The sequence below is a fragment of the Gardnerella piotii genome, from assembly GCF_049815665.1.
GTDB classification, from domain to species: Bacteria; Actinomycetota; Actinomycetes; order Actinomycetales; family Bifidobacteriaceae; genus Bifidobacterium; species Bifidobacterium piotii.
This window is the reverse complement of sequence record NZ_CP187450.1, coordinates 1,291,097-1,310,678: the sequence shown is the minus strand read 5'-3', so window position 1 is coordinate 1,310,678 and position 19,582 is coordinate 1,291,097. Positions and strand designations below refer to the sequence as shown.

The following is a 19,582-nucleotide window of genomic DNA, read 5'->3' as shown; positions in this document are numbered from 1 at the left end:
ATTTAGAATCATCTAAGACTATCTAAATTAATTATCTAATCTTTACGCAATAATGTTGTTATAGCACTTAGTTGTTATAACAACATTACTTTATTGCGGCTTATGTGGCTTGTGTGCTGCGTATGCTTTATATGTTTCATGCGTTTTATACATTTATGTGTTTTATGCATTTATGTGACTTGTTGCAATAAAGATGTTGATTAACGAGTCGCAGCCAAAATCATCGATACTCTCGAAAGGAATACAATGACTAAGCCAATCGTTCTTTCACTTGGAGAACTACTGTGGGATTTGCTTCCCCAAGGAAAACGAGTTGGAGGTGCTCCAGCGAACTTTGCGTATCATGCGCAATGCAATGGTGCAGAAAGCTACGTTATTAGTGCTGTTGGAGAAGATTCTCTTGGCAATGAACTTGTTGAAGAAGTTGAAAAAGCAGGGATTAAGCACGTTATTCAGCGCAATGCTTGGCCAACTAGTACGGTAGATGTTTCGCTTAGAAATGGCATTCCAGAGTACACGATTGTGCGGAACATTGCGTGGGATCATATTGTTTATACGCGCGAACTTGTGGATCTTGTTAGCAAAGCAGACGCGATTTGCTTTGGCACTCTTAGCTTAAGATCGCAAGAAACGCACGATACTGTTTTGGAGCTTTTAAAGCATGCAAAGCCAAACGCCATGAAGTTCTTCGACATAAACATTCGTAGCGATCATTATTCAAAGGATTTGATTGACGCTCTTCTTAAAGAGGCAACTGTTTTTAAGCTTAACGATTCCGAGCTGCTTCTTCTTAGAGATATGTTCAATATTCGCGAAACTTCCGACAATGAGGCTTGCAAATGGTTCCAAGCTCGCTATGGTTTGGATTATGTGATTTTGACTGGTGGATCTACTTTTAGCGCAATCTTTACTAAGAATGGCGAAAGCTCTACCTACCCAACTCCTCATGTGGAAGTTAACGATACGGTTGGTGCTGGAGACTCATTCTCTGGCACGTTTACTGCAAGGATTTTAGCTGGCGATTCGCTTAAAGACGCGCATCGTGCTGCAATCAACACTGCTGCGTATGTTTGCACTCAAGCAGGAGCGTGGCCAGAGTACCCGAGCGAAATCCCAGACTATCTTTCTAAAGCAGGACTGTAGGCTGCAAGAATAGAAAGGTATGCTCATGGCTGATTTTGTTTGGGACGATAATAAGGCTAAGCACTATGATGGCAAAGAATCCGAGCAGATGATTCAAGCAATGTTTATGCGCGCAGCAGATGATGCGCCAGACATTGATACTGCCGTAAGGCTCCTAAGAGCTGGAAGGCCAAGAGTAGAGGAAAAACGAGAACAGACTGTTGCGATTAATGCACGATTCCCTCAATCGTGGACAGATTGGATTGATGAACAAGCTAAGAAATTAGGAATTAATCGCAGTCAAGTTATTCGAGATACTTTCTACCGCGGAATGCAAAGAATATAAATAAAAGCTTCAACTTGTAAGATTAATTAGGTAATTCCTAGAATCAAACGAGTTGAAGCTTTTTTATACGCCATTAAGGCGATCATTTAGTGGGGCCTCAGGGGCTTGAACCCTGGACCGACGGATTATGAGTCCGTTGCTCTAACCGACTGAGCTAAAGCCCCACGCTAATAAAGTTAGCAACGACTAGATTAGCACACACCCATAAACGTTTAACACGCTGTTTAACACACTACGATTAACGTGTTGTTTAGCACGCAAAGCGCATGAGTGCGCGCAAGACAAGTCGCAAGCAGCTTTAGAGCAAATAGCTACGCTACTACTTCTTGGTCTCTTCCAGAAGCAAAATTGCTTAAAGCTCCAGTCTTACGAACTGCAACGAATAGAAGCCAAGGAACAATGCCTGCAATCACAAAGCCGCTTATAAGCTCGCAAATCATGTGAATTGTAAGATAGTTTGCGCTCTTGCCCTGGTAAACCACAAACATTAAGTAAATGCCATATTCAAGAGCGGTAAGCGTGCCAGAAATTACGCTTAAAGTAAGATTGTACTTTTTGTAGCGAGCAATAGCAAAAGGAAGCTCGCTAAACACGGCTTGCAAAGCAGCGGAAGCAAGAACCATAAACGCAGAGTATTGCTGGCCAAGAATGTTCTCAAACACGGCGCCAACAACGTTTACGTAAATCGCAGCACCAGGCTTGCGGATTAAAAGAAGAGCAAGTGGGCCAGAAAGGTACCAAACGCCGTGCAAAATGCTGCCAAATCCAGGCAAAACCGTGCGCAAAATAGGGGAGATTTGTGAGAAGAACACAATGGTAAAGCCCCAGTAGATTATGCCAAACAAGGCGGCTAGAGCGGCGCCGAGCGATATATCTGCAACGCGCCATTTAAGACTTGCGATTGTTGTTGGTGCAGGATTTGCGTTTGCACGAGCCTTATCGGTTATTGGAGTTTCGGATTGTGCGGAGTATTGTGCGTTTTCTTCGCTTTGATTGTTTGCGGATTCGTTGTTTAGAATATCACTCATTAGTGTTCCTAACTATTGATTGCTGCGCATTGTAATTTCTTTGAGCGTTTCTCGACCTACGCAGCCTGGGCAGAAACGCCAACGTGTACTTTACCATTTAATCGCCACTAACACGCCTTTATGCGCTAGTTTTGTGCGATTTGTAACGTTTTTGATTATTGCAGAAATCTATAACGCGCTATAAAACCGATTATTCAACGCAAGCAAACATGTTCGCGCGACGACCTGCCTTTTCGCTTGAGAAGCGTAGCGCGCGAGCGATATCTCCCGAGTTTGTACGTGATTTGGGTGGAATGTGGTACAAAGTGCGGAGTTGTTTTACGCGTTTTGTACCACGACACGCCGTAAAACAGGTACAAAAACACTACAGTTATTAATCTAGATAGTTGGAAAAATGAGCGAAACGTAAATCCGAAAACGTAAATCAAAAATAGGGGAGCACAAAATGTCGATGGAACATCCAAATCGCACCAATGAGCGAATTGTTGACGTTGAGCGAGATATTATGAGCCGCGCTCCAGAGCATAACAAGACAAATCTTGATTTAGATAGAATGCGCTTAATTCTTGATATTTTGGGGCATCCAGAGCAGTCTATGCACGTGATTCACATTACTGGCACAAATGGCAAAGGCTCCACGGCGCGCATGGCGGAGGCGATTTGCCGCGCGTACGGTTTGCGCACGGGTCTTTACACTTCGCCGCATTTGCAACGCGTAAATGAGCGAATTATGATTGACGGCCAAGAGATTAGCGATGACCAGTTTGTTGACGTGTTCGATCAAATGAAAGACATTATAAACATGGTTGACGCTCGCATGGATGCTGATGGCAAGCCGCGCATGAGCTTTTTTGAAGTGCTTACAGCTATGGCGATTTGGGCTTTTGCTGACGCTCCTGTAGATGTTGCTGTGATGGAAGTTGGCATGGGCGGCGAATGGGACGCCACTAATGTTATGAACGCGGATGCTGCGATTATTGGCCCTGTAGACATGGACCACATGCAATGGCTTGGAAACACGGTTGAAGAGATTGCGCGCACAAAGGCTGGGATTATTAAGCCAAATTGCACTGTGATTTTGGGGCCGCAGCCACACGAATCGCAAGTTTTGCCGATTATTCAAGAGGTGGCAAATCGCAATAATGCCAAGCTTTTGCGTGATTTTAGTGACGGCAGTGGTGAGCTGGAGGTTGTTTCGCGAACTCCAGCTGTTGGCGGTCAAGTTGCCACTTTGCGAACTCCAAATGGCACTTATGAAGATGTTCCAATAGATAAGTTTGGTGTGCATCAGTCGCATAATGCTTTGGCGGCGCTTGCTGCTGCGGAGGTTGTTCTGCCTGTAAATGGCGCTTTAGACGGCGATTTGGTTGCCGAGGCTTTGAGTCAAGTTAAGGTTCCTGGCCGAATTGAGCAAGTTCGCACTTCTCCAACGATTATTATTGACGGCGGCCACAATGTTAATGCTGCTGAGTCTCTTCGTAAAACAATCGAAGAAAACTATAATTTTGAGCAGCTTATTGGCGTTGTGGCAATGATGGCAGATAAGCAAGTTGAAGAATATTTAGGTGTTCTTGAGCCGATTTTAACTAAGATTATTGTTACGCGTAACTCTTGGCGCGACCGCGTGATGGACCCTAAAGACCTAGAGAAGATTGCGATTGGCGTGTTTGGTAAAGATCGCGTGATTCGCGTTGACGATCTTCCAGACGCTATTCAAACGGCAGTGAATCTTGTTGACGAAGACGATGAGCTTGGAGTTGGGTATGGTCACGGAGTGCTGATTTGCGGTAGCTTTGTTACAGCAGGAGATGCGCGCACTATGCTGATTGAGCGCGTTAATCCAGACTTAAAGAAGCCAAAAGATCAACGCGCTAACGTTCATCCAAATCTTGCGGAATGACTTTAGCTACGGATTGACTTGAGCTAAAGAGTTGCTAGCTAAAGAGCCGCTAGCTAAATAGGCGCTTAGCTAAAGAGCCGCTAGCTAAATAGGCGCTTAGCTAAACTAGCTAAATAGGCGCTTAATAACAAGCGAATCGCTTTCGTAAGGAACGTGCTTGTTGTTGTGCTTAATCCAGCGCTCGTCGCCCTTTCCAATAATGAGGATTACGCTTAATAAGTCGTTATCTTCATCGCGTTTGCTGTGCTCGCCGCGCTCTCTAGCTTCGTTTACGCTGTGCTCAATCGCTTGCGTTCTATCGATTATTATTTGCGACTTAACGCTTGGGATTGTTATGCAAGATTGCATATCGTTGCAAATATCCATTGGATCTTCGGTGTTTGTGTCTTCGATTGTAAACACAAACTCGTCGATTCGATTTTGCGCAGCTTGAACAATCTCTTTGCGTCTGTCGTAAGCTTTGTTTCCAGCAGACCCCGTAACAAGAGTAGTGTATAAACTCTGGCTTGCGTATCTTTCTTCAACAAAGTCCAGTAGCGCCTTTACAGAAACGTAATTATGCGCGTAGTCAACGATTGCAATCGTGTTGGATTTTGGATCCTCAAAAATCTCCATGCGCCCTGGAATTTCAACGTTTTCAATCGCGTGCAAAGCTTCAACATTGTTGATTAAATCTGGTTGCGCGTTTTGTGCAATTGCAATCGCAGCCAATGCGTTCTCGTAGTTAAAGTCGCCAGCAATCTTTAGATTGAATTTGTCTATAGCGCTGTAATTAGGCATGTCTTGATTTACGTACTCGCTAGCTTCGCCTTCCAAAATCGCAATACAATGCTCTTGCGAACTTGGTAATTCTTGCGATTCTTTCAACCCTTGCGGCTCTGGTATCGCTACATACCTTGGCAAAACAAGCTCTGGGTATTTTTCGCTGTTTTCGTAAGGGTGAATATCGGAATAATCGCTGCATTCTGGGCAATTGCAAGTGTTTCCGTCTAGTTCTTCTTTGTGTATTCTGGAAAAAGTCGTGACTTTTACGCCATTTTGCTTTGCGTCTTGAAGAAGCAAATCCGCATGCGCGCAATCCGCATTAAGCACAAGTGCATCCGTATTTTTTACGATTTGACGCTTGCAATACAAATAATCTTCAAAAGTCGGGTGTTCGATTGGGCTTATGTGATCTGGGCTAATGTTCAAAAATGCCGCAACATTAAAGTGCAATCCATACACGCGGTTGACTTTGTACGCTTGCGACGAAACTTCCATAACAAGGTATTTCATGCCATTTTCTACAGCCTGGCTCATCATTCTAAACGCGTCTAGGCTTTCTGGCGTAGTCAAGTCCGACTCAACATATGTTTTACCATCTAAACAATTGTCTACCGAAGAGAATAGCGCCGCTTTGCCATTAGAATGTGCGTTCAAAATAGCATGAGTAAAGTATGCTGTGGTTGTTTTGCCTTTTGTTCCCGTAATGCCAATAGTCGTAAGCTTTTCTTGCGGATTGTTAAAGAACGCAGCCGAAAGCACGCTCATAGCTTTACGAACGTCTGTTACAATCAACCCAACCGCATTAGTGTATTCCGCGTAGCAATCCTGAGCAACGTATGCGTTTAAGCCATTTTTATCTGCGTCTTTAAGATATTCTGGCTTAAAATTGCCCTTAATAAAAAGCAATGTGTTTGGCTTAATATCGCGCGAATCGTACGTTATGTGGCTGTACAGCTTTGAGTGCGCACTAAAATCGCTAGCATCGATTGACCAAGTTTGGTCGTTTTCGTGCGTTAAATCGTCATGTTTTTGTGCGCTTTTATTTTGTATTATTTCTCGCAAAAGATTTTGCTTCAACAAAATATTGCATGCTTCGTCTAGAGATAATTTTTGTAAAGACATTTCGCTTTTCCGTGTTATTTTCCGTGTTATTTTTGTTATTTGCGTTTTATTTTAGTTGATTTTATTTTAGTTGTGATTATTTGATTCGTGCGGTTGCTTGCGATTTTTCCGCGTTCATCTTGTGCATCTTTTGCCAAATGCGAAAAATGCACAAGATGCGCAAATTGCACAAGAATCGCCATTAATCACAGCCAGTTTCCTTCGCTAGCTGGTCTTCCTTTAGACTTAAGCCAGCTATCAAAGCTTAATTTCCACTTTGCGTAAGCGTCTCGCTGCCAAGCCATAATCTCGCATAGCTTAAGATTTGCAACGTTTTCGTGCAACTCGCTTATAGGCTCAATCAAATCAACTGCAGCAACTGTATCTGCTGTAGCATCGTGAAAATTGCCAATTGGCTCTACTCCATAAAACTGCGTTGTGTATGTAAGTGTGCGTTTGCCAGTGCGCTTAGAAATGGCTCTATCTATAACAAGCGGGTCTACAATAAGCATCTCGCCGCCATTAATTGTGCTTTTTGGGCGATTTTGCAAAGAGTCAAGACTCCATCTTTGCAAATCATGATTTAGCATTTTAACGTCAAAAGGCGCATTGTATGCAAGAAGTGGAATATTCTTGCTTTGTGCAAGGCTAATGGCTTTTCCAAGTAATTCGATTTCTTGAGTTGGTTCGCCTCCGTTTTCTTGCAAAAACTCGTTTGTAAAGCCGTTTACTTCGCTTGCTTTAGGGTTGATTTGCTTATGCGGGTTTACAAGCCACGTTGCAATAACGTCATTGTTACGCCCACGCGCTGGGTCTCTAAAAACGAGCGTTGCAGAGCATATTGAATCACTGCCAATAATCGCGCCCGTTGTTTCTGTGTCGAAGCCAAGCAGCATTGATTTGCACAATGTTGTGTTTTTATCTTGCTGCGGTGCTTTTTCTAGTGCTTCTAGCAACTCATCTATGTTCTTTGCCATGCAATAATCCTAGAATGCAGCGAAGACCCTTGCGTGCGTTTTGAGTCGTTTGGTAGTTTGATTAAAAATCACGTAAACAAAAAACCCACGGTAATAAATCCGTGGGCTTTTAGTTACAAATTTATACGCAAATCAAACGTATTAAGCATTTGCATTAAGCATTTGGCCTTTTGCCGTGATTTGCTGCCTTTTTGCGGCGAGCCTTGCGCTTACGTCCACGCATACCCATAATAAACTCCTAACGATTAAAATGAACAACCTTACGGATTATCGCACGTTGCCACGACGTTTGCTAGCTTTAAGCTAGAATATTTGCCACAGTTGCGTTAAGCAAGCTAACCAAATCGTTTGGATTTAGAACAACGTCTAGTCCGCGTTTTCCTCCAGAAACAAGAATCTCGTCAAAGTGAATAACGCTAGCGTCTAACACAGTTTCGTGATGAGTGCGCTGACCAAATGGGCTGATTCCTCCAACAACATAGCCACTTTCTCGTTGAGCTACGTCTGGGCTTGTCATGCTGGCTTTTTTGGCATTCACTGCGCTCGCAATCGCCTTCATGCTTAATCGAGCGTTTACTGGCACAATACCTACTACGCGCTTTTCGCCTGTGTCTACCATAAGCGTTTTGCAAACTTGCTCTGCGTTTACGCCTAATTTTTGCGCTGCTTCCATGCCGTAGCCGTCATCCATGTGATCTGCATCGTGCTCGTAGTCAACAACACGGAATGTGATTCCAGCATTTTCTAGCTGTGCGATTGCTGGCGTTGCTTTGCCTGTTGCAGCATGTTTTTTGCCCATTTTTACCCCCGTGTGCAATGCGTTGCGAAAACCCCCTGCGATGAGTCACCGCAAGGGGCTTGTAGCTTTATTTAGCTTTATTTGTTTCGCTAATTTTACTCAGCAATCTCAGCAAAGTAAAGCAATGTGCGAATCATGTTAGCAGTAAAGCCGTACTCGTTGTCGTAGAAGGTAACGGTGCGAGCCAAGGTTACGCCGTCAACAGTGTTAACGTCGGTTTGAGTTGGATCGAAAACGCCACCGTGGGTATCGCCAATAATGTCGGAAGACACAATGCTATCGGCGTTGTAACCAAAGTAATCGCAGTTTTCAAATGCCTTCTTAAAGGCTTCGTTGATTTCTTCGGTGGTTGCTGGCTTTTCGAGAACAGTAGTCAACTCGGTAACGGATCCATCTGGAACCTGAATACGCTGAGCATGACCCTGAAGCTTGCCATTAACCTCTGGAACAACCTTGCCGATTGCCTTAGCAGCACCAGTGGAGTGCTCGATTGTGTTGCAAGCAGCAGAACGGTTGTTGCGTGGCTTGGAGCCGCGTGGGCCGTCGAGAATCATCTGAGTGCCAGTGTAAGCGTGGATAGTGGTCATAAAGCCAGACTTAATGCCCCACTTATCTTGCAAAAGCTTAACCATTGCAGCCATGGAGTTGGTGGTGCAAGAGCCAGCGGACACAATGTTATCGGTTGGCTTTAAGATCTCTTGGTTTACACCAAACACAACGGTTGGGGTGGTTTCGTCTTTAGCAGGAGCAGAGATAAGAACCTTCTTAGCTCCAGCGTTCAAGTGAGCCTGGGACTTTTCTGCAGAAGTGTAGAAACCAGTGCACTCGAGCACGAACTCAACACCATCGTTCTTAACCCATGGAATGTTGTTTGCGTCTTTTTCGGCGTAAACCTTGTAAGTCTTGCCATCTACTACGATTGCGTCTTCGGTGGAAGTCACCTCAACTGGGGTGCCATCGTCGTGGCGGAAAGTGCCATGAGTGCTGTCGTACTTAAGCAAGTAAGCAAGCATTGAAGGAGTGGTCAGATCGTTGATGGCTGCGACTTCAATATCGCCAGCTTGACCGCCACGAGCTTGAAGCTCAAAAATACGACGGAATGCCAAACGGCCGATACGTCCAAAGCCGTTAATACCAATCTTGACTGTCATGTGGGATCTCCCTTGAGTGAAACCTTAACGCACGGTTTTTGCGATTTTTCGCGATTTTTAACAATACGTTTTTGGTCTTCGTTATTTAAACTAACATGTTCATTTTAATGTGCGGTATGTACTACGTTAGTGCATCATTTTGTATTACACTTGTGGAACATTTTGCCTTGCTGCATCGCGTATTTGCGATTATTCGCACTATTTTGGCAAAACGGCTAGAGCGCTAGACACACTAGCGTTTACATCTCCCAAATCGCCAACTGGACGCTTAAACCAGCTAACTTGCGGCAGTGGAGCGTCTATAGGGAATGTGATTACAAGAGTGCCTTCGTGAACGTCAATATGCGCAGGAGTGTCGTTTAGCAACTCGTTGCTTAGGCCTTGAACGGCATCGCCATACATAGTTTCGTGCTGAAGTTGATATTTAAGCCCAATCTCGTTTACATCGCTAGAAATAGGCGTGTGCGAGAACACAGAAACCATGCGGCCTTCGGGCCCATTGGACGCAGGAAAGTCAAGGGAACCGTTGTGAATTGCTGTAACAATCGTGCCGTCTCCATACAAGAATCCAATTCCGCCTCTAACGGCAAGTCGAACCATAAGCTGAATGTTGGAAATCGTGTGATCAACGCGGCCGCCTAAGCCGCCAAAAATATGGAATTCTCTAGAGCCTTTAGACCATCCAACTTTAAGAGCAGAAAGCAAATCAGGGTCATCTTTTTCGGCAGGAAGTCGCGTAATCGCAGCGTCTGTTGGGAGCTTTAATCGCACAGAGTCAAAATCGCCAATTAGAGCATCAACGTGCAAACCAAGCCTGCACGCATGATCCCAGCCACCATCTGCAGCAATAGTTAAAGCGCGATCAGGAACGTGTTCGCGCGTATGGTCGTAATAATCTCCAGCTGCTAAAACAACGCAGCGCTTCAAAGGCTCCATAGTCATATAATATCGCGCGCGCGGAATTGCGATTATATCGCGTGTTTTGTTGCGATTTGTTGAGATTTAATGCGACTTGTTTAGCATTTTTGAGCATGGTTGACTATTGTCAACCCTCCAAGTAAAATAGACATTTGGCTTGAGTAATCAAGAAAGTGGTATATCCCACCTGGAAGCCTAAAGGGTTTCGGGTTCATGACTTCGGTCACGTAGCAATATGCTTGCTATAGCGCTATTCTTGAGCGCATTTGATTGATGTTTGAACTTGAATTTATCTTTGACCTTTTGGTGCGCTGTTCCACTGTTTTAACAAGGATTGGAGTCATCATTAGCGACGAACCACGCATTAACGAAGAGATTCGCGTCTCACAAGTACGCCTTATCGGTCCGAAAGGCGAGCAGGTGGGTGTTATTGCGACCTCGGTAGCGTTGAACCTAGCAAAGGAAGCAAACCTCGATCTTGTAGAGGTTGCGCCTACTGCTAAGCCTCCTGTAGCCAAGCTTATTGACTACGGTAAGTACAAGTACAACGAGAAGATTAAGGCTCGTGAAGCGCGTCGTAATCAAAGTACGGCCGAGATTAAGGAAATTCGTTTCCGACTCAAGATTGACGATCACGATTTCGACGTTAAGAAGGGTCATGTTCTTCGATTCCTAAATGGTGGAGACAAAGTAAAAGTCACCATTATGCTGCGCGGCCGCGAACAGTCGAGGCCTGTAGGCGGAGTTGAGTTATTGCGTAGGCTTGCAGATGAGGTTTCCGAAAGTGGAACCGTGGAGTTTGCCCCTAAGCAGGAGGGTCGTAACATAATAATGACTCTTGCGCCTAAGGGTAAAAAGATTCATACTCAGTCTGAGCAGCGTCGTAGAGGCGCTGAATCGCGCGCAGAGCGTCAAGCTCGTCAAGCAGCACGACTTGCGGCAAAGCAAGGAGCTCAGGCAGCGGCCGATGTGTCCGCAAAAGCTTCTGTAGAATCTGATCAGAATCATAAGGAGGGCAGCAATGCCGAAGATGAAAACTAATTCCGCAGCGTCCAAGCGCGTTCGCCTCACCGGCACTGGTAAGGTAATGCACGATGGTAGCGCAATGCGCCACAACTTGGAGCATAAGTCTGCTCGTAAGCGTCGTGCTTTGTCTGCAGATAAGGTTTTAGCTACAGCACAGAGCAAGAATTTGAAGGGCTTGCTAACTAAGTAAGTGCAGTAAAACGAAGACGCAATTAAAAATTTTTAAGAAAGCTGAGGAATACTTATGGCACGAGTAAAACGCGCAGTTAATGCTCACAAGAAGCGTCGCGTTGTTCTTGATAGGGCTTCGGGTTATCGCGGTCAGCGTTCCCGCCTTTATCGCAAGGCAAAGGAACAGCTGCTTCACTCATTTACTTATAACTTCCGCGACCGCAAGGCTCGCAAGGGCGACTTCCGCAAGTTGTGGATTCAGCGCATTAACGCTGCTGTTCGCGCAGAAGGAATCACCTACAACCGCTTTATTCAGGGTTTGCGCTTAGCTGGCATCGAATTGGATCGCCGCGCTTTGGCAGAGCTTGCTGTTAGCGACGTCGAGACCTTTAAGGCAATCGTTGAATCTGCTAAGGCTGCTTTGCCTGCAGATGTTAATGCTCCAGTAGAAGCCTGATTCTAGTTTATAGTCTTTATTTGAGTGATTTAATCACTTTAAGCATTAAATAGCATTAAATATTAAGTCCGTCTTTTTAGGCGGACTTAATTGTTTTTGTGCATATATTAGGTTCATAACCTGGTTTTGTGTTTAATTATTAAGTGCTTAAGTCGTAGCGTGAAACTGTGGCGCGTCTAGCGCATTGCAGAGTAAAATGGAGCACAGTGTGTTTTTTGAAATCTAATTGAAAGAGTCTGATTATGCCAAATATGTTCGGTACCGATGGTGTTAGGGGATTGGCCAATCGCGATTTAACCGCGCAATTAGCGCTAGATTTAGGCGATGCTGCCGTTCGCGTTTTAGGAGAAGCAACGCATAGCAGTGATTCAAATAGCGAAGATACAGGGAAGAAAATGCACGCTAGGAGAAGGGCGCTGGTTGGTCGCGATACTCGCGTTTCTGGCGATTTCCTAGCATCCGCTTTGGCAGCAGGCATGAGTGCAGGCGGATTTGACGTTATAGACGCTGGCATAATCCCAACTCCTGGCGTGGCCTTTTTAACTTCTGTGCTAAACGTAGAGATGGGTGCAGTAATATCTGCTTCGCATAATCCAATGCCAGATAATGGAATCAAGTTCTTTGCGCGCGGTGGTTTTAAGCTTCCAGACAGTAAAGAAGACGAGATTGAGGCGGTTTTAGGCAAGGATTGGCAGCGTCCTACGGGCAGCGGTGTTGGGCGAATCAGTCACGATACCACTACAGCTACGAATCTTTACATTGATCATCTTGTTTCTTCTGTAGCGCCTTTAAGCAGTGAGTCTTCTACTCGTCCTAAGCCTCTTGCAGGTCTTAGAGTAGTGGCAGATTGCGCAAATGGCGCAACGTCTGTAGTAGCTCCAGAAGCATTGCGCAGAGCTGGCGCAGAAGTGATTGTTATTAACGCTTCTCCAGACGGATACAACATTAACGATCACGCGGGTTCCACGCATCCCGAGCAGTTGCAAGCTATGGTTAAGGCGTCTAAGGCCGATTTAGGAGTAGCTTTCGACGGAGATGCAGACCGATGCTTGGCTGTAGACGAAAACGGAAACATGGTTAATGGCGACCAAATTATGGGCATTCTTGCGCGTTCTAAGAAGGCCGAAGGCAAGCTGAATCACAATACTCTTGTTGTTACTGTAATGAGCAATCTTGGATTAAAGCTTGCGCTAAAAGACATGGGCATCTCTACTGTTCAAACAAGCGTTGGAGACCGTTACGTTCTAGAAGAGATGCTTAGAGGCGATTATTCTCTTGGCGGCGAGCAGTCGGGGCATGTGATTAATCGCGAGTTTGCAACCACGGGAGATGGCACTCTTACAGCGCTTACGTTGTGTCGAGAAGTTGTGCGAGAGGGCAAGAAGCTTTCACAAATGGCTGCCGACTTCCCACAGCTTCCGCAATGCTTAGTAAATGTGCCAAACGTAGATAAGATGGCTGCTAAAACTAATGCTGCTGTTCTTAATGCTGTAGAGAAGGAAAGTGCGCTTTTGGGAGACACGGGGCGCGTTCTTCTTCGACCAAGCGGAACGGAGCCACTTGTGCGCGTTATGTGCGAAGCTGCAACGCAGGAGCAAGCAGATGAGGTTTGCGCGCGACTTGCACAAGTTGTAACGGATAATCTTAAGCTGTAGCGCTCGACGATAATCTTAAGATGTAGTTTTCCCGACTTTGTACGTGATTTGGTTCAAATTTGGTACAAAGTGCGTCAATCTTTTCCGCTTTTTGTACGTGATTTGGCTCAAATTTGGTACAAAGTGCGGAGTGGTTTTCCGCTTTTTGTTGTTAGACACGCCGTTTACAGCTACAAAAAGCGGATAATCTTGATATACTGATTCTTTTGGTATTGTTGTTGATGTACGTGTTTTATCAACAATAGTCAAAGTTAGACTTATAGAGTTAGAAGTTTTGTAGAATCGCCTTGTAAAGGAGTCCTATGTTTACGCATCACGCAAGTGTCGACACTAAGCTTAGCCGCGCAGTAGAGCGCCTTTTGGATTCTGCTACAGAAGATGGCGTTTTGTCGATTGTTCAAGCAGGGGAGCCTGTTTTAAGGCAGCGCACGGTTGCTTACGATGGTCAGCTTACGCGCGCAACGCTTAATAAGCTTATTTCGCTTATGCACAGCACTATGCTAGACGCTCCAGGAGTTGGTTTGGCCGCTCCGCAAATCGGTCTTGGCTTAGCGATTGCGGTTGTAGAAGATCACGTTAGGGATGACGAAGACGACCCTAGAGATATTGCGGAATTGCCATTTAGGGCGATTATTAACCCGCATTATGAGCCAATTGGCACGCAAACGCGCAGCTTCTATGAGGGCTGCTTAAGTGTTGCAGGGTATCAAGCTGTTCGTCAGCGCTGGCTAGACATTCAAGCCACTTGGCAAGACGAGGATGGAAAGCAACATTCGCAGCGTTTGCACGGTTGGCCAGCGCGAATCTTCCAGCACGAGACGGATCATTTACGCGGTGAGCTTTACATTGATCGCGCAGAAATGCGCTCGCTTTCTAGCGACGAAAACCTTGAGGATTATTGGGCAGATGAGGCAGTTCCTGTAAACGCTGCTAGAACACTAGGCTTTGCGATTTAAAATAAAAGACGAATGCAAAATAAAATCCCCCACAAGTTTTCTTGCGGGGGATTTGCTTATCGCTTATCGCGAGTTATTACGCATTGTTACGTAGTTGCTATCAGATATGGAAGTAAAGCTCGTACTCAAGTGGCGTTGGAGCCAAGCGAGCCATATCCATCTCTTCGTGCTTTAGATTAAGCCAAGTTTCAATCAAGTCGCTAGTAAATACATCTCCTTGCATAAGGAAGTCGTGATCTTCTTCCAAAGCCTGCAAAGCCTCACCAAGCGAAGAAGGAACTTGCTTAATGCCGTCGTGCTCTTCTGGAGGAAGCTCGTACAAATCCTTATCAACAGGAGCAGGAGGCTCAATGTGGTTCATAATGCCATCCAAGCCTGCCATCAGCTGAGCGGAGAATGCCAAGAATGGGTTGCAAGAAGGATCTGGCGCGCGGAACTCAATACGCTTAGCAGCAGGAGACTCGCCAGCAAGAGGAATACGAATAGCTGCAGAACGGTTACGAGCAGAGTAAACCAAGTTGACTGGAGCCTCGTATCCTGGAACAAGGCGGTGGTAAGAGTTAAGCGAAGGATTTGTAAAAGCAAGCACAGAAGACGCGTGCTTAATCAAGCCGCCAATGTACCAGCGTGCAATATCGGAAAGCTGAGCATAACCAGTTTCCGCATAGAACAATGGCTTGCCGTCCTTCCAAAGCGACTGATGGCAGTGCATGCCAGTGCCGTTATCTCCAGCAATTGGCTTAGGCATAAACGTTGCAGCCTTTCCAGCCAAAGCAGCAGTCTCGTGAACAACGTACTTGTACTTCATTAAGTCGTCGCCAGCGTGAACAAGCGTGTTGTAACGGTAGTTAATCTCCTGCTGACCTGCGCCGCCAACCTCGTGGTGGGAACGCTCAAGAATCAAGCCAACCTTTTGAAGATTGTAAACCATGTCGTCGCGCAAGTCTTGGTTGTGATCAACAGGTGGCACAGGGAAGTAGCCATGCTTTACGCGATTCTTAAAACCAATGTTATTGCTGCCATCGTCTTCGGTGTCGATGCCAGAATTCCATGGAGCCTCGTTAGAATCCACCTCGTAGAAGGAACGCTGCATGTCGTTTGCAAAACGAACCTTGTCGAAAATAAAGAACTCTGCTTCTGGAGCAAAGCTTGCGGTATCGGCAATGCCAGTGGCCTTTAAGTAGGCTTCGGCTTTAATTGCAACTTGGCGAGGATCCCTAGAATAAGGCTCGTCTGTTACAGGATCCACAATCGAAAAAGCAACGTTCAAAGTCTTGTGCTTGCGGAATGGGTCAATGTATGCGGTGTCTACGTCTGGAATAAGCTTCATGTCGGATTCGTTAATAGCCTGGAATCCTTGCATAGAAGAGCCGTCGAAGGCCATTCCATCTGTAAATGCGCTGTTTAAGAACTCACTTGCAGGCACAGTAAAATGCTGCTGAACGCCAATCAAATCAGTAAATCGAACAGATACGTACTCAATGCCTTCTTGCTTAATCAAAGCCTCGGCATCTTCTTTAGTTTGCAAAGTGGTCATGCCACGATCCTTTCATAAAAATCTCAGTAAATAGTTTAGATTGTTGTATATGATTTTGGATTTCAGCGACTCGACTATCTGGTTACGATTGTGTTACACGCTTTGTAAAGTACAATGGAATTTATGACAAATAAAGAAAACTACGAAAGCCGTATGGACAGCCACGGCACAAGCGCAAAAATCGACTTAGCTTCGATTTTTCCAGCTAAGGGAGATAATCGCAGGCCTCCTGATTGGCTAAGTCGCGCGCTTATGTATGCGGTAATCGCCGCGTTTGTTGCGATTTTTGTTTGGTTTGCGTGGGGAAGTATAGCTTTTATAATTTTCGACGTTGTAATCTCCATTTTTATAGCGTTGGCAATAGAGCCACTTGTTGTGCGCCTTATAAAACACGGTTGGAGTAGGGCTTTTGCATCTTTGGCAAGCTTGGTTGGGCTGCTTGCGGTTATTATTTTGCTGCTTGTTCTTTTCGGCAATCTTTTTGTGCAACAAGCTGTTTCTATGGTTCTTGGTTTGCCTGATTTATACAACCAATTTGCGCATTTTGTGTTAAATTCCACTGGATTTAAGATGCCAAATATCGAGCAGCTTGGAATGGAGATTTTGCGCAACATTCAAACATCGTGGGTTGTGGATTTTGGCGGTTTTGCACTTAACACCACCTGGGGTTTGATGGCCGCTTTGCTTGATTTGCTTACCATTTTGATGGTTACTTATTATATTTCGGCGGCTGGTCCTGCAATGCGTAGAAGTGTTTGCCGTTTGCTAAATCCTAAGTCTCAAAGGCGATTTTTGTTTATATGGTCGGTTGTTCAAGAGCAAATATCGAGCTTCTTGTTCTCACGCACAATTTTGGCTGCGATTAACGCAACGGGTACTGCGATTTTCCTAATATTTATGAAAGTTCCGTACTGGCTTCCGCTTGCGCTGTTCTGCGGAATAGTTTCGCAATTTGTGCCTACGATTGGTACGTATTTGGGCGGAGCTTTACCAATTGTGTTTGCTTGGAGTTCCAACGGTTTTGCAGCGGCATTGGCTGTTCTTGTTTTTGTTACCATCTATCAGCAGATTGAAAACATGGTGATTTCTCCTAAGATTTCCGAAAAAACAATGGACCTAAATCCTGCTGTAGCATTTTTGTCGGTGTTGGTAATGGGTGCTGTTTTTGGGGCGCTCGGCGCATTTTTGGCGCTTCCTGTTACTGCCAGCTTGCAAGCCATTCTTAAGGTTTGCACAAAGCAATACAAACTTGTTGATTCTCCATTAATGAACGATCCAAAGCCTAATCGCAAGTCGATTATGGTTACAAGTGTTGAAGCGATTGGTAATAGTTTTGTAAAGCCTGTTAAAGACAAGGTTCTTCGAGTTATGAAAGGCTCGTCTTCTAGAGTTTCGATTAATGAAGATATTATGTACTGGTATAAGCAGGCCTATGTTTCTTCTAGTGATTCTTCTAGTGATTCTAGTGAAAGTCAAAATTCTAAAGAAGATTCTGGATATATTGCTACTATGGCGATTTCGCGCGATGTTCTAGATGCAGTTAATCGCGATATTGCTAAGAAGCGCGCGGAAAATGCGGATTTGGATAGTGGGCAAGCGGCTCGCGAATCGCAAGCAGCCGACGGGTTGCATGCAAATGCTAAAGATAAGTCGCAAGATAAGTCGCAAGATAAGTCGAAAGGTAAGTCGCAAGCAAATAAATCTGCTACAATTCCAAACGAAAGTAAAAACAAAAAATCGAACACAAACACAAATCCACGAAGCGGGTGGAATAAATGATTCTTTTGTCTATTTTCGACGTTTTAGTAATCATAATCGGCGTGAGCAGCGTTATTTACCAAGGCGTTTGCGCAGTGGCGTCGCTTGTTGCAAAGCCAGTGGTATTTCCGAATGCTCCAATGGACAAGTATTACGCGGTTTTAATATCTGCACGAAACGAGGAAGCCGTAATCGGAAATCTTATAGAGTGCATACAGCATCAGACTTATAACCAGCAGCTAATAGATATTTGGCTAGTTGCCGACAATTGCACAGACAGCACGGCGCAAGTTGGAAGAAAGTATGGGTGCAATGTTATAGAGCGATTCGATAAGCAGCATATTGGCAAAGGTTACGCGCTTAGCTACCTTTTGGACCACATAATGGAGCTTGGAAAAGACAAAGATTACGACGCGTACTTTGTTTTTGACGCAGACAATAAGCTTGATTTGCACTATTTTGAAGAGATGAACAAGGGATTCCACGCAGGGTATCAGATTTTAACAAGCTACAGAAATTCCGTGAATTTATCGGATAATTGGGTGTCTTCTGGGTCCGCATTGTGGTTTATACGCGAATCGAGATTTACTAACAATTCGCGCATGCTTTTTGGATCTAGCTGCCACGCAGGCGGAACGGGATTCATGTTTTCGCGCGAAATCATGCACAGAAATCGTGGGTGGAAGTTCCATCTGCTTACCGAAGATCTTGAGTTTACAATGGACTCGATTTTGCACGGCGACAAAGTGGGCTATTGCGGGTCGGCGGTTCTTTACGACGAGCAGCCTGTATCGTTTAGGCAAAGCTGGAGGCAAAGGCTGCGCTGGAGTAAGGGCTTTTTGCAAGTATTTCGCTATTACGGAGCGGCTCTTATACGCCACGGAATCCGCGAGCGCGATTTTTCGTCGGTTGATTTTACGCTTATGCTTTGCCCGTTTATGGTGCTTGCGATTATTCGCCTTATACTCGGATTTATCTTTGCAGCATTTGGATTTGTTACGTGGGCAAGTCAGATTGATTCAACGCTTAGCTTTATAACCACTACTGTTACAAGCGTTTTGGGTATGATGGTGTTTGTTTCGCTTACTATTCTTGTAGAACACGATAAGCTTGGAGCTACTAACAAAGAGCTTTTTGCGTACGTTCTTAGCTTCCCGATTTTTATGCTTTCGTATGTGCCGATTGCGTTCCAAGCTGTGTTCTCTAAGAGCGAGTGGAAGCCGATTCATCACACGGGGCGGTAAATCGGAGCGAGCGCGCGAAATTCTTTGTTTGGTATTGCGCTACTTCCTGTTTGGTGTGTAGGAGGGCTGGGTGTTTCTTGTCTCACAACGCTCCGCCTCTTGCGTGTTGTCTAGCGTTGCGGTTGTTCCGTTTTGGCTTTGATTTTGTTTTTGGTTTAAGTTTGTTTGTAGGCGTGTGTCATTGGATTGTTTGGTATCGGCTGCCGCTCTTATACTGTTCGACCAAGAATCACCCAGCCCTCTTGCATGCTTGAACAATTGCGTATTGCTTAAACGCCTGAGATTCTCGATTTTTCTTGCTGCTTCAGCGAATCACCATTTCATGCTGCGAATCGACGATTTCGAGCTGCATAATGCGCGAGAAATCACCTCGATTCGCTGAGCCACTCAAGGCAGAAGCGCTGCTTCTGCGTGGCGAAGACGTTCGCGCGCTTAGACCGCGCGAACGACATGACCTGCCTTTTCGCTTTGTCTCAGATTCGTTAGATTTGTCTCATCAATGATGCAAATATAACGAATTTAGGCTAAAAAACGTTACAAATGTCTCACGGATGATGCAAATATAACGAAAATCAGCTAAAAAACGTTACAAATGTCTTATGAGTGATACAAATCTAACGAATTCGTAGTGTGTTTATACGCAAGATATGAGATAATGGAGCTCTTGGTGT

At 45.1% G+C, this 19,582-nt stretch carries 18 protein-coding genes and 1 tRNA gene; 10 read left to right on the top strand and 9 right to left on the bottom strand.

What is annotated here, in order from left to right; all coding sequences use genetic code 11:
• Nucleotides 1-246 precede the first annotated feature (246 nt).
• Both ACPEIW_RS05355 and ACPEIW_RS05350 read left to right on the top strand, forming a co-directional pair.
• Nucleotides 247-1,143 (top strand): carbohydrate kinase family protein, encoded by an 897-nt coding sequence (locus tag ACPEIW_RS05355; RefSeq protein ID WP_004132728.1) that lies wholly within the window; start codon nt 247-249, stop codon nt 1,141-1,143.
• Nucleotides 1,144-1,168: 25 nt separating this feature from the next.
• A complete protein-coding gene (locus ACPEIW_RS05350) occupies nt 1,169-1,468 on the top strand; it encodes a hypothetical protein (protein WP_116286070.1) in 300 nt (99 codons plus the stop codon).
• Nucleotides 1,469-1,558: 90 nt separating this feature from the next.
• Here the strand turns inward: ACPEIW_RS05350 and ACPEIW_RS05345 are convergent.
• Nucleotides 1,559-1,632 (bottom strand) — tRNA-Ile (locus ACPEIW_RS05345).
• A gap of 147 nt (nt 1,633-1,779) precedes the next feature.
• On the bottom strand, nt 1,780-2,496 hold the full coding sequence (locus ACPEIW_RS05340) for an ECF transporter S component (protein WP_018637535.1): 717 nt from the start codon (nt 2,494-2,496) through the stop codon (nt 1,780-1,782).
• 445 nt (nt 2,497-2,941) lie between these two features.
• Between ACPEIW_RS05340 and ACPEIW_RS05335 the strand changes: the two genes are divergently transcribed.
• Entirely contained in the window at nt 2,942-4,396 is a 1,455-nt protein-coding gene (locus ACPEIW_RS05335) for a bifunctional folylpolyglutamate synthase/dihydrofolate synthase (RefSeq protein ID WP_032839658.1), read from the top strand.
• Between the two features lie 105 nt (nt 4,397-4,501).
• On the opposite strand, the gene ACPEIW_RS05330 is transcribed toward ACPEIW_RS05335, so the two are convergent.
• The 6 genes from ACPEIW_RS05330 to ACPEIW_RS05305 all read right to left on the bottom strand — a co-directional run bounded on the left by ACPEIW_RS05330 (nt 4,502) and on the right by ACPEIW_RS05305 (nt 10,125).
• Nucleotides 4,502-6,283, bottom strand: coding sequence for a UDP-N-acetylmuramoyl-L-alanyl-D-glutamate--2,6-diaminopimelate ligase (locus ACPEIW_RS05330; protein WP_425663489.1), 1,782 nt, complete (start codon nt 6,281-6,283; stop codon nt 4,502-4,504).
• 185 nt (nt 6,284-6,468) lie between these two features.
• Nucleotides 6,469-7,239 carry an exonuclease domain-containing protein gene (locus ACPEIW_RS05325; RefSeq protein WP_425663487.1) on the bottom strand — a complete coding sequence of 257 codons (771 nt, stop codon included), beginning with the start codon at nt 7,237-7,239 and terminating at the stop codon, nt 6,469-6,471.
• Nucleotides 7,240-7,393: 154 nt separating this feature from the next.
• Nucleotides 7,394-7,468 carry a 50S ribosomal protein bL37 gene (locus ACPEIW_RS05320; protein ID WP_369803150.1) on the bottom strand — a complete coding sequence of 25 codons (75 nt, stop codon included), beginning with the start codon at nt 7,466-7,468 and terminating at the stop codon, nt 7,394-7,396.
• Between the two features lie 69 nt (nt 7,469-7,537).
• Nucleotides 7,538-8,038, bottom strand: coding sequence for a Cys-tRNA(Pro) deacylase (gene ybaK, locus ACPEIW_RS05315; RefSeq protein ID WP_425663485.1), 501 nt, complete (start codon nt 8,036-8,038; stop codon nt 7,538-7,540).
• Between the two features lie 95 nt (nt 8,039-8,133).
• The gene (gene gap / locus ACPEIW_RS05310) at nt 8,134-9,189 is read right to left on the bottom strand and encodes a type I glyceraldehyde-3-phosphate dehydrogenase (RefSeq protein WP_004130004.1); all 1,056 of its coding nucleotides are present in this window, start codon (nt 9,187-9,189) and stop codon (nt 8,134-8,136) included.
• A gap of 198 nt (nt 9,190-9,387) precedes the next feature.
• Nucleotides 9,388-10,125, bottom strand: coding sequence for a thiamine diphosphokinase (locus tag ACPEIW_RS05305; protein ID WP_425664436.1), 738 nt, complete (start codon nt 10,123-10,125; stop codon nt 9,388-9,390).
• A 255-nt stretch (nt 10,126-10,380) separates the two neighbouring features.
• Between ACPEIW_RS05305 and infC the strand changes: the two genes are divergently transcribed.
• The 5 genes from infC (at nt 10,381) to ACPEIW_RS05280 (ending at nt 14,372) form a co-directional block, all read left to right on the top strand.
• A complete protein-coding gene (infC, locus tag ACPEIW_RS05300) occupies nt 10,381-11,148 on the top strand; it encodes a translation initiation factor IF-3 (protein WP_016636400.1) in 768 nt (255 codons plus the stop codon).
• Complete coding sequence (gene rpmI / locus ACPEIW_RS05295) at nt 11,129-11,323, top strand: 50S ribosomal protein L35 (protein ID WP_004132712.1); 195 nt, start codon at nt 11,129-11,131, stop codon at nt 11,321-11,323. Before infC ends, rpmI begins: the two co-directional genes overlap by 20 nt.
• 54 nt (nt 11,324-11,377) lie before the next feature.
• A complete protein-coding gene (rplT, locus tag ACPEIW_RS05290; protein WP_425663482.1) occupies nt 11,378-11,761 on the top strand; it encodes a 50S ribosomal protein L20 in 384 nt (127 codons plus the stop codon).
• A gap of 242 nt (nt 11,762-12,003) precedes the next feature.
• On the top strand, nt 12,004-13,416 hold the full coding sequence (gene glmM, locus ACPEIW_RS05285) for a phosphoglucosamine mutase (protein ID WP_004132710.1): 1,413 nt from the start codon (nt 12,004-12,006) through the stop codon (nt 13,414-13,416).
• Between the two features lie 302 nt (nt 13,417-13,718).
• The gene (locus ACPEIW_RS05280; RefSeq protein WP_004130015.1) at nt 13,719-14,372 is read left to right on the top strand and encodes a peptide deformylase; all 654 of its coding nucleotides are present in this window, start codon (nt 13,719-13,721) and stop codon (nt 14,370-14,372) included.
• Nucleotides 14,373-14,472: 100 nt separating this feature from the next.
• Here ACPEIW_RS05280 and glnA read toward each other — a convergent pair whose 3' ends face one another.
• Nucleotides 14,473-15,909 carry a type I glutamate--ammonia ligase gene (gene glnA / locus ACPEIW_RS05275; RefSeq protein ID WP_016636403.1) on the bottom strand — a complete coding sequence of 479 codons (1,437 nt, stop codon included), beginning with the start codon at nt 15,907-15,909 and terminating at the stop codon, nt 14,473-14,475.
• A 123-nt stretch (nt 15,910-16,032) separates the two neighbouring features.
• Here glnA and ACPEIW_RS05270 point away from each other — a divergent pair, with 123 nt between their 5' ends.
• Together ACPEIW_RS05270 and ACPEIW_RS05265 are read left to right on the top strand one after the other, a co-directional pair.
• Entirely contained in the window at nt 16,033-17,688 is a 1,656-nt protein-coding gene (locus ACPEIW_RS05270) for an AI-2E family transporter (RefSeq protein WP_425663478.1), read from the top strand.
• Nucleotides 17,685-18,911, top strand: coding sequence for a glycosyltransferase family 2 protein (locus tag ACPEIW_RS05265; RefSeq protein WP_248899336.1), 1,227 nt, complete (start codon nt 17,685-17,687; stop codon nt 18,909-18,911). The genes ACPEIW_RS05270 and ACPEIW_RS05265 overlap by 4 nt, the downstream gene beginning before the upstream one ends.
• The last annotated feature ends 671 nt before the right edge of the window (nt 18,912-19,582 follow it).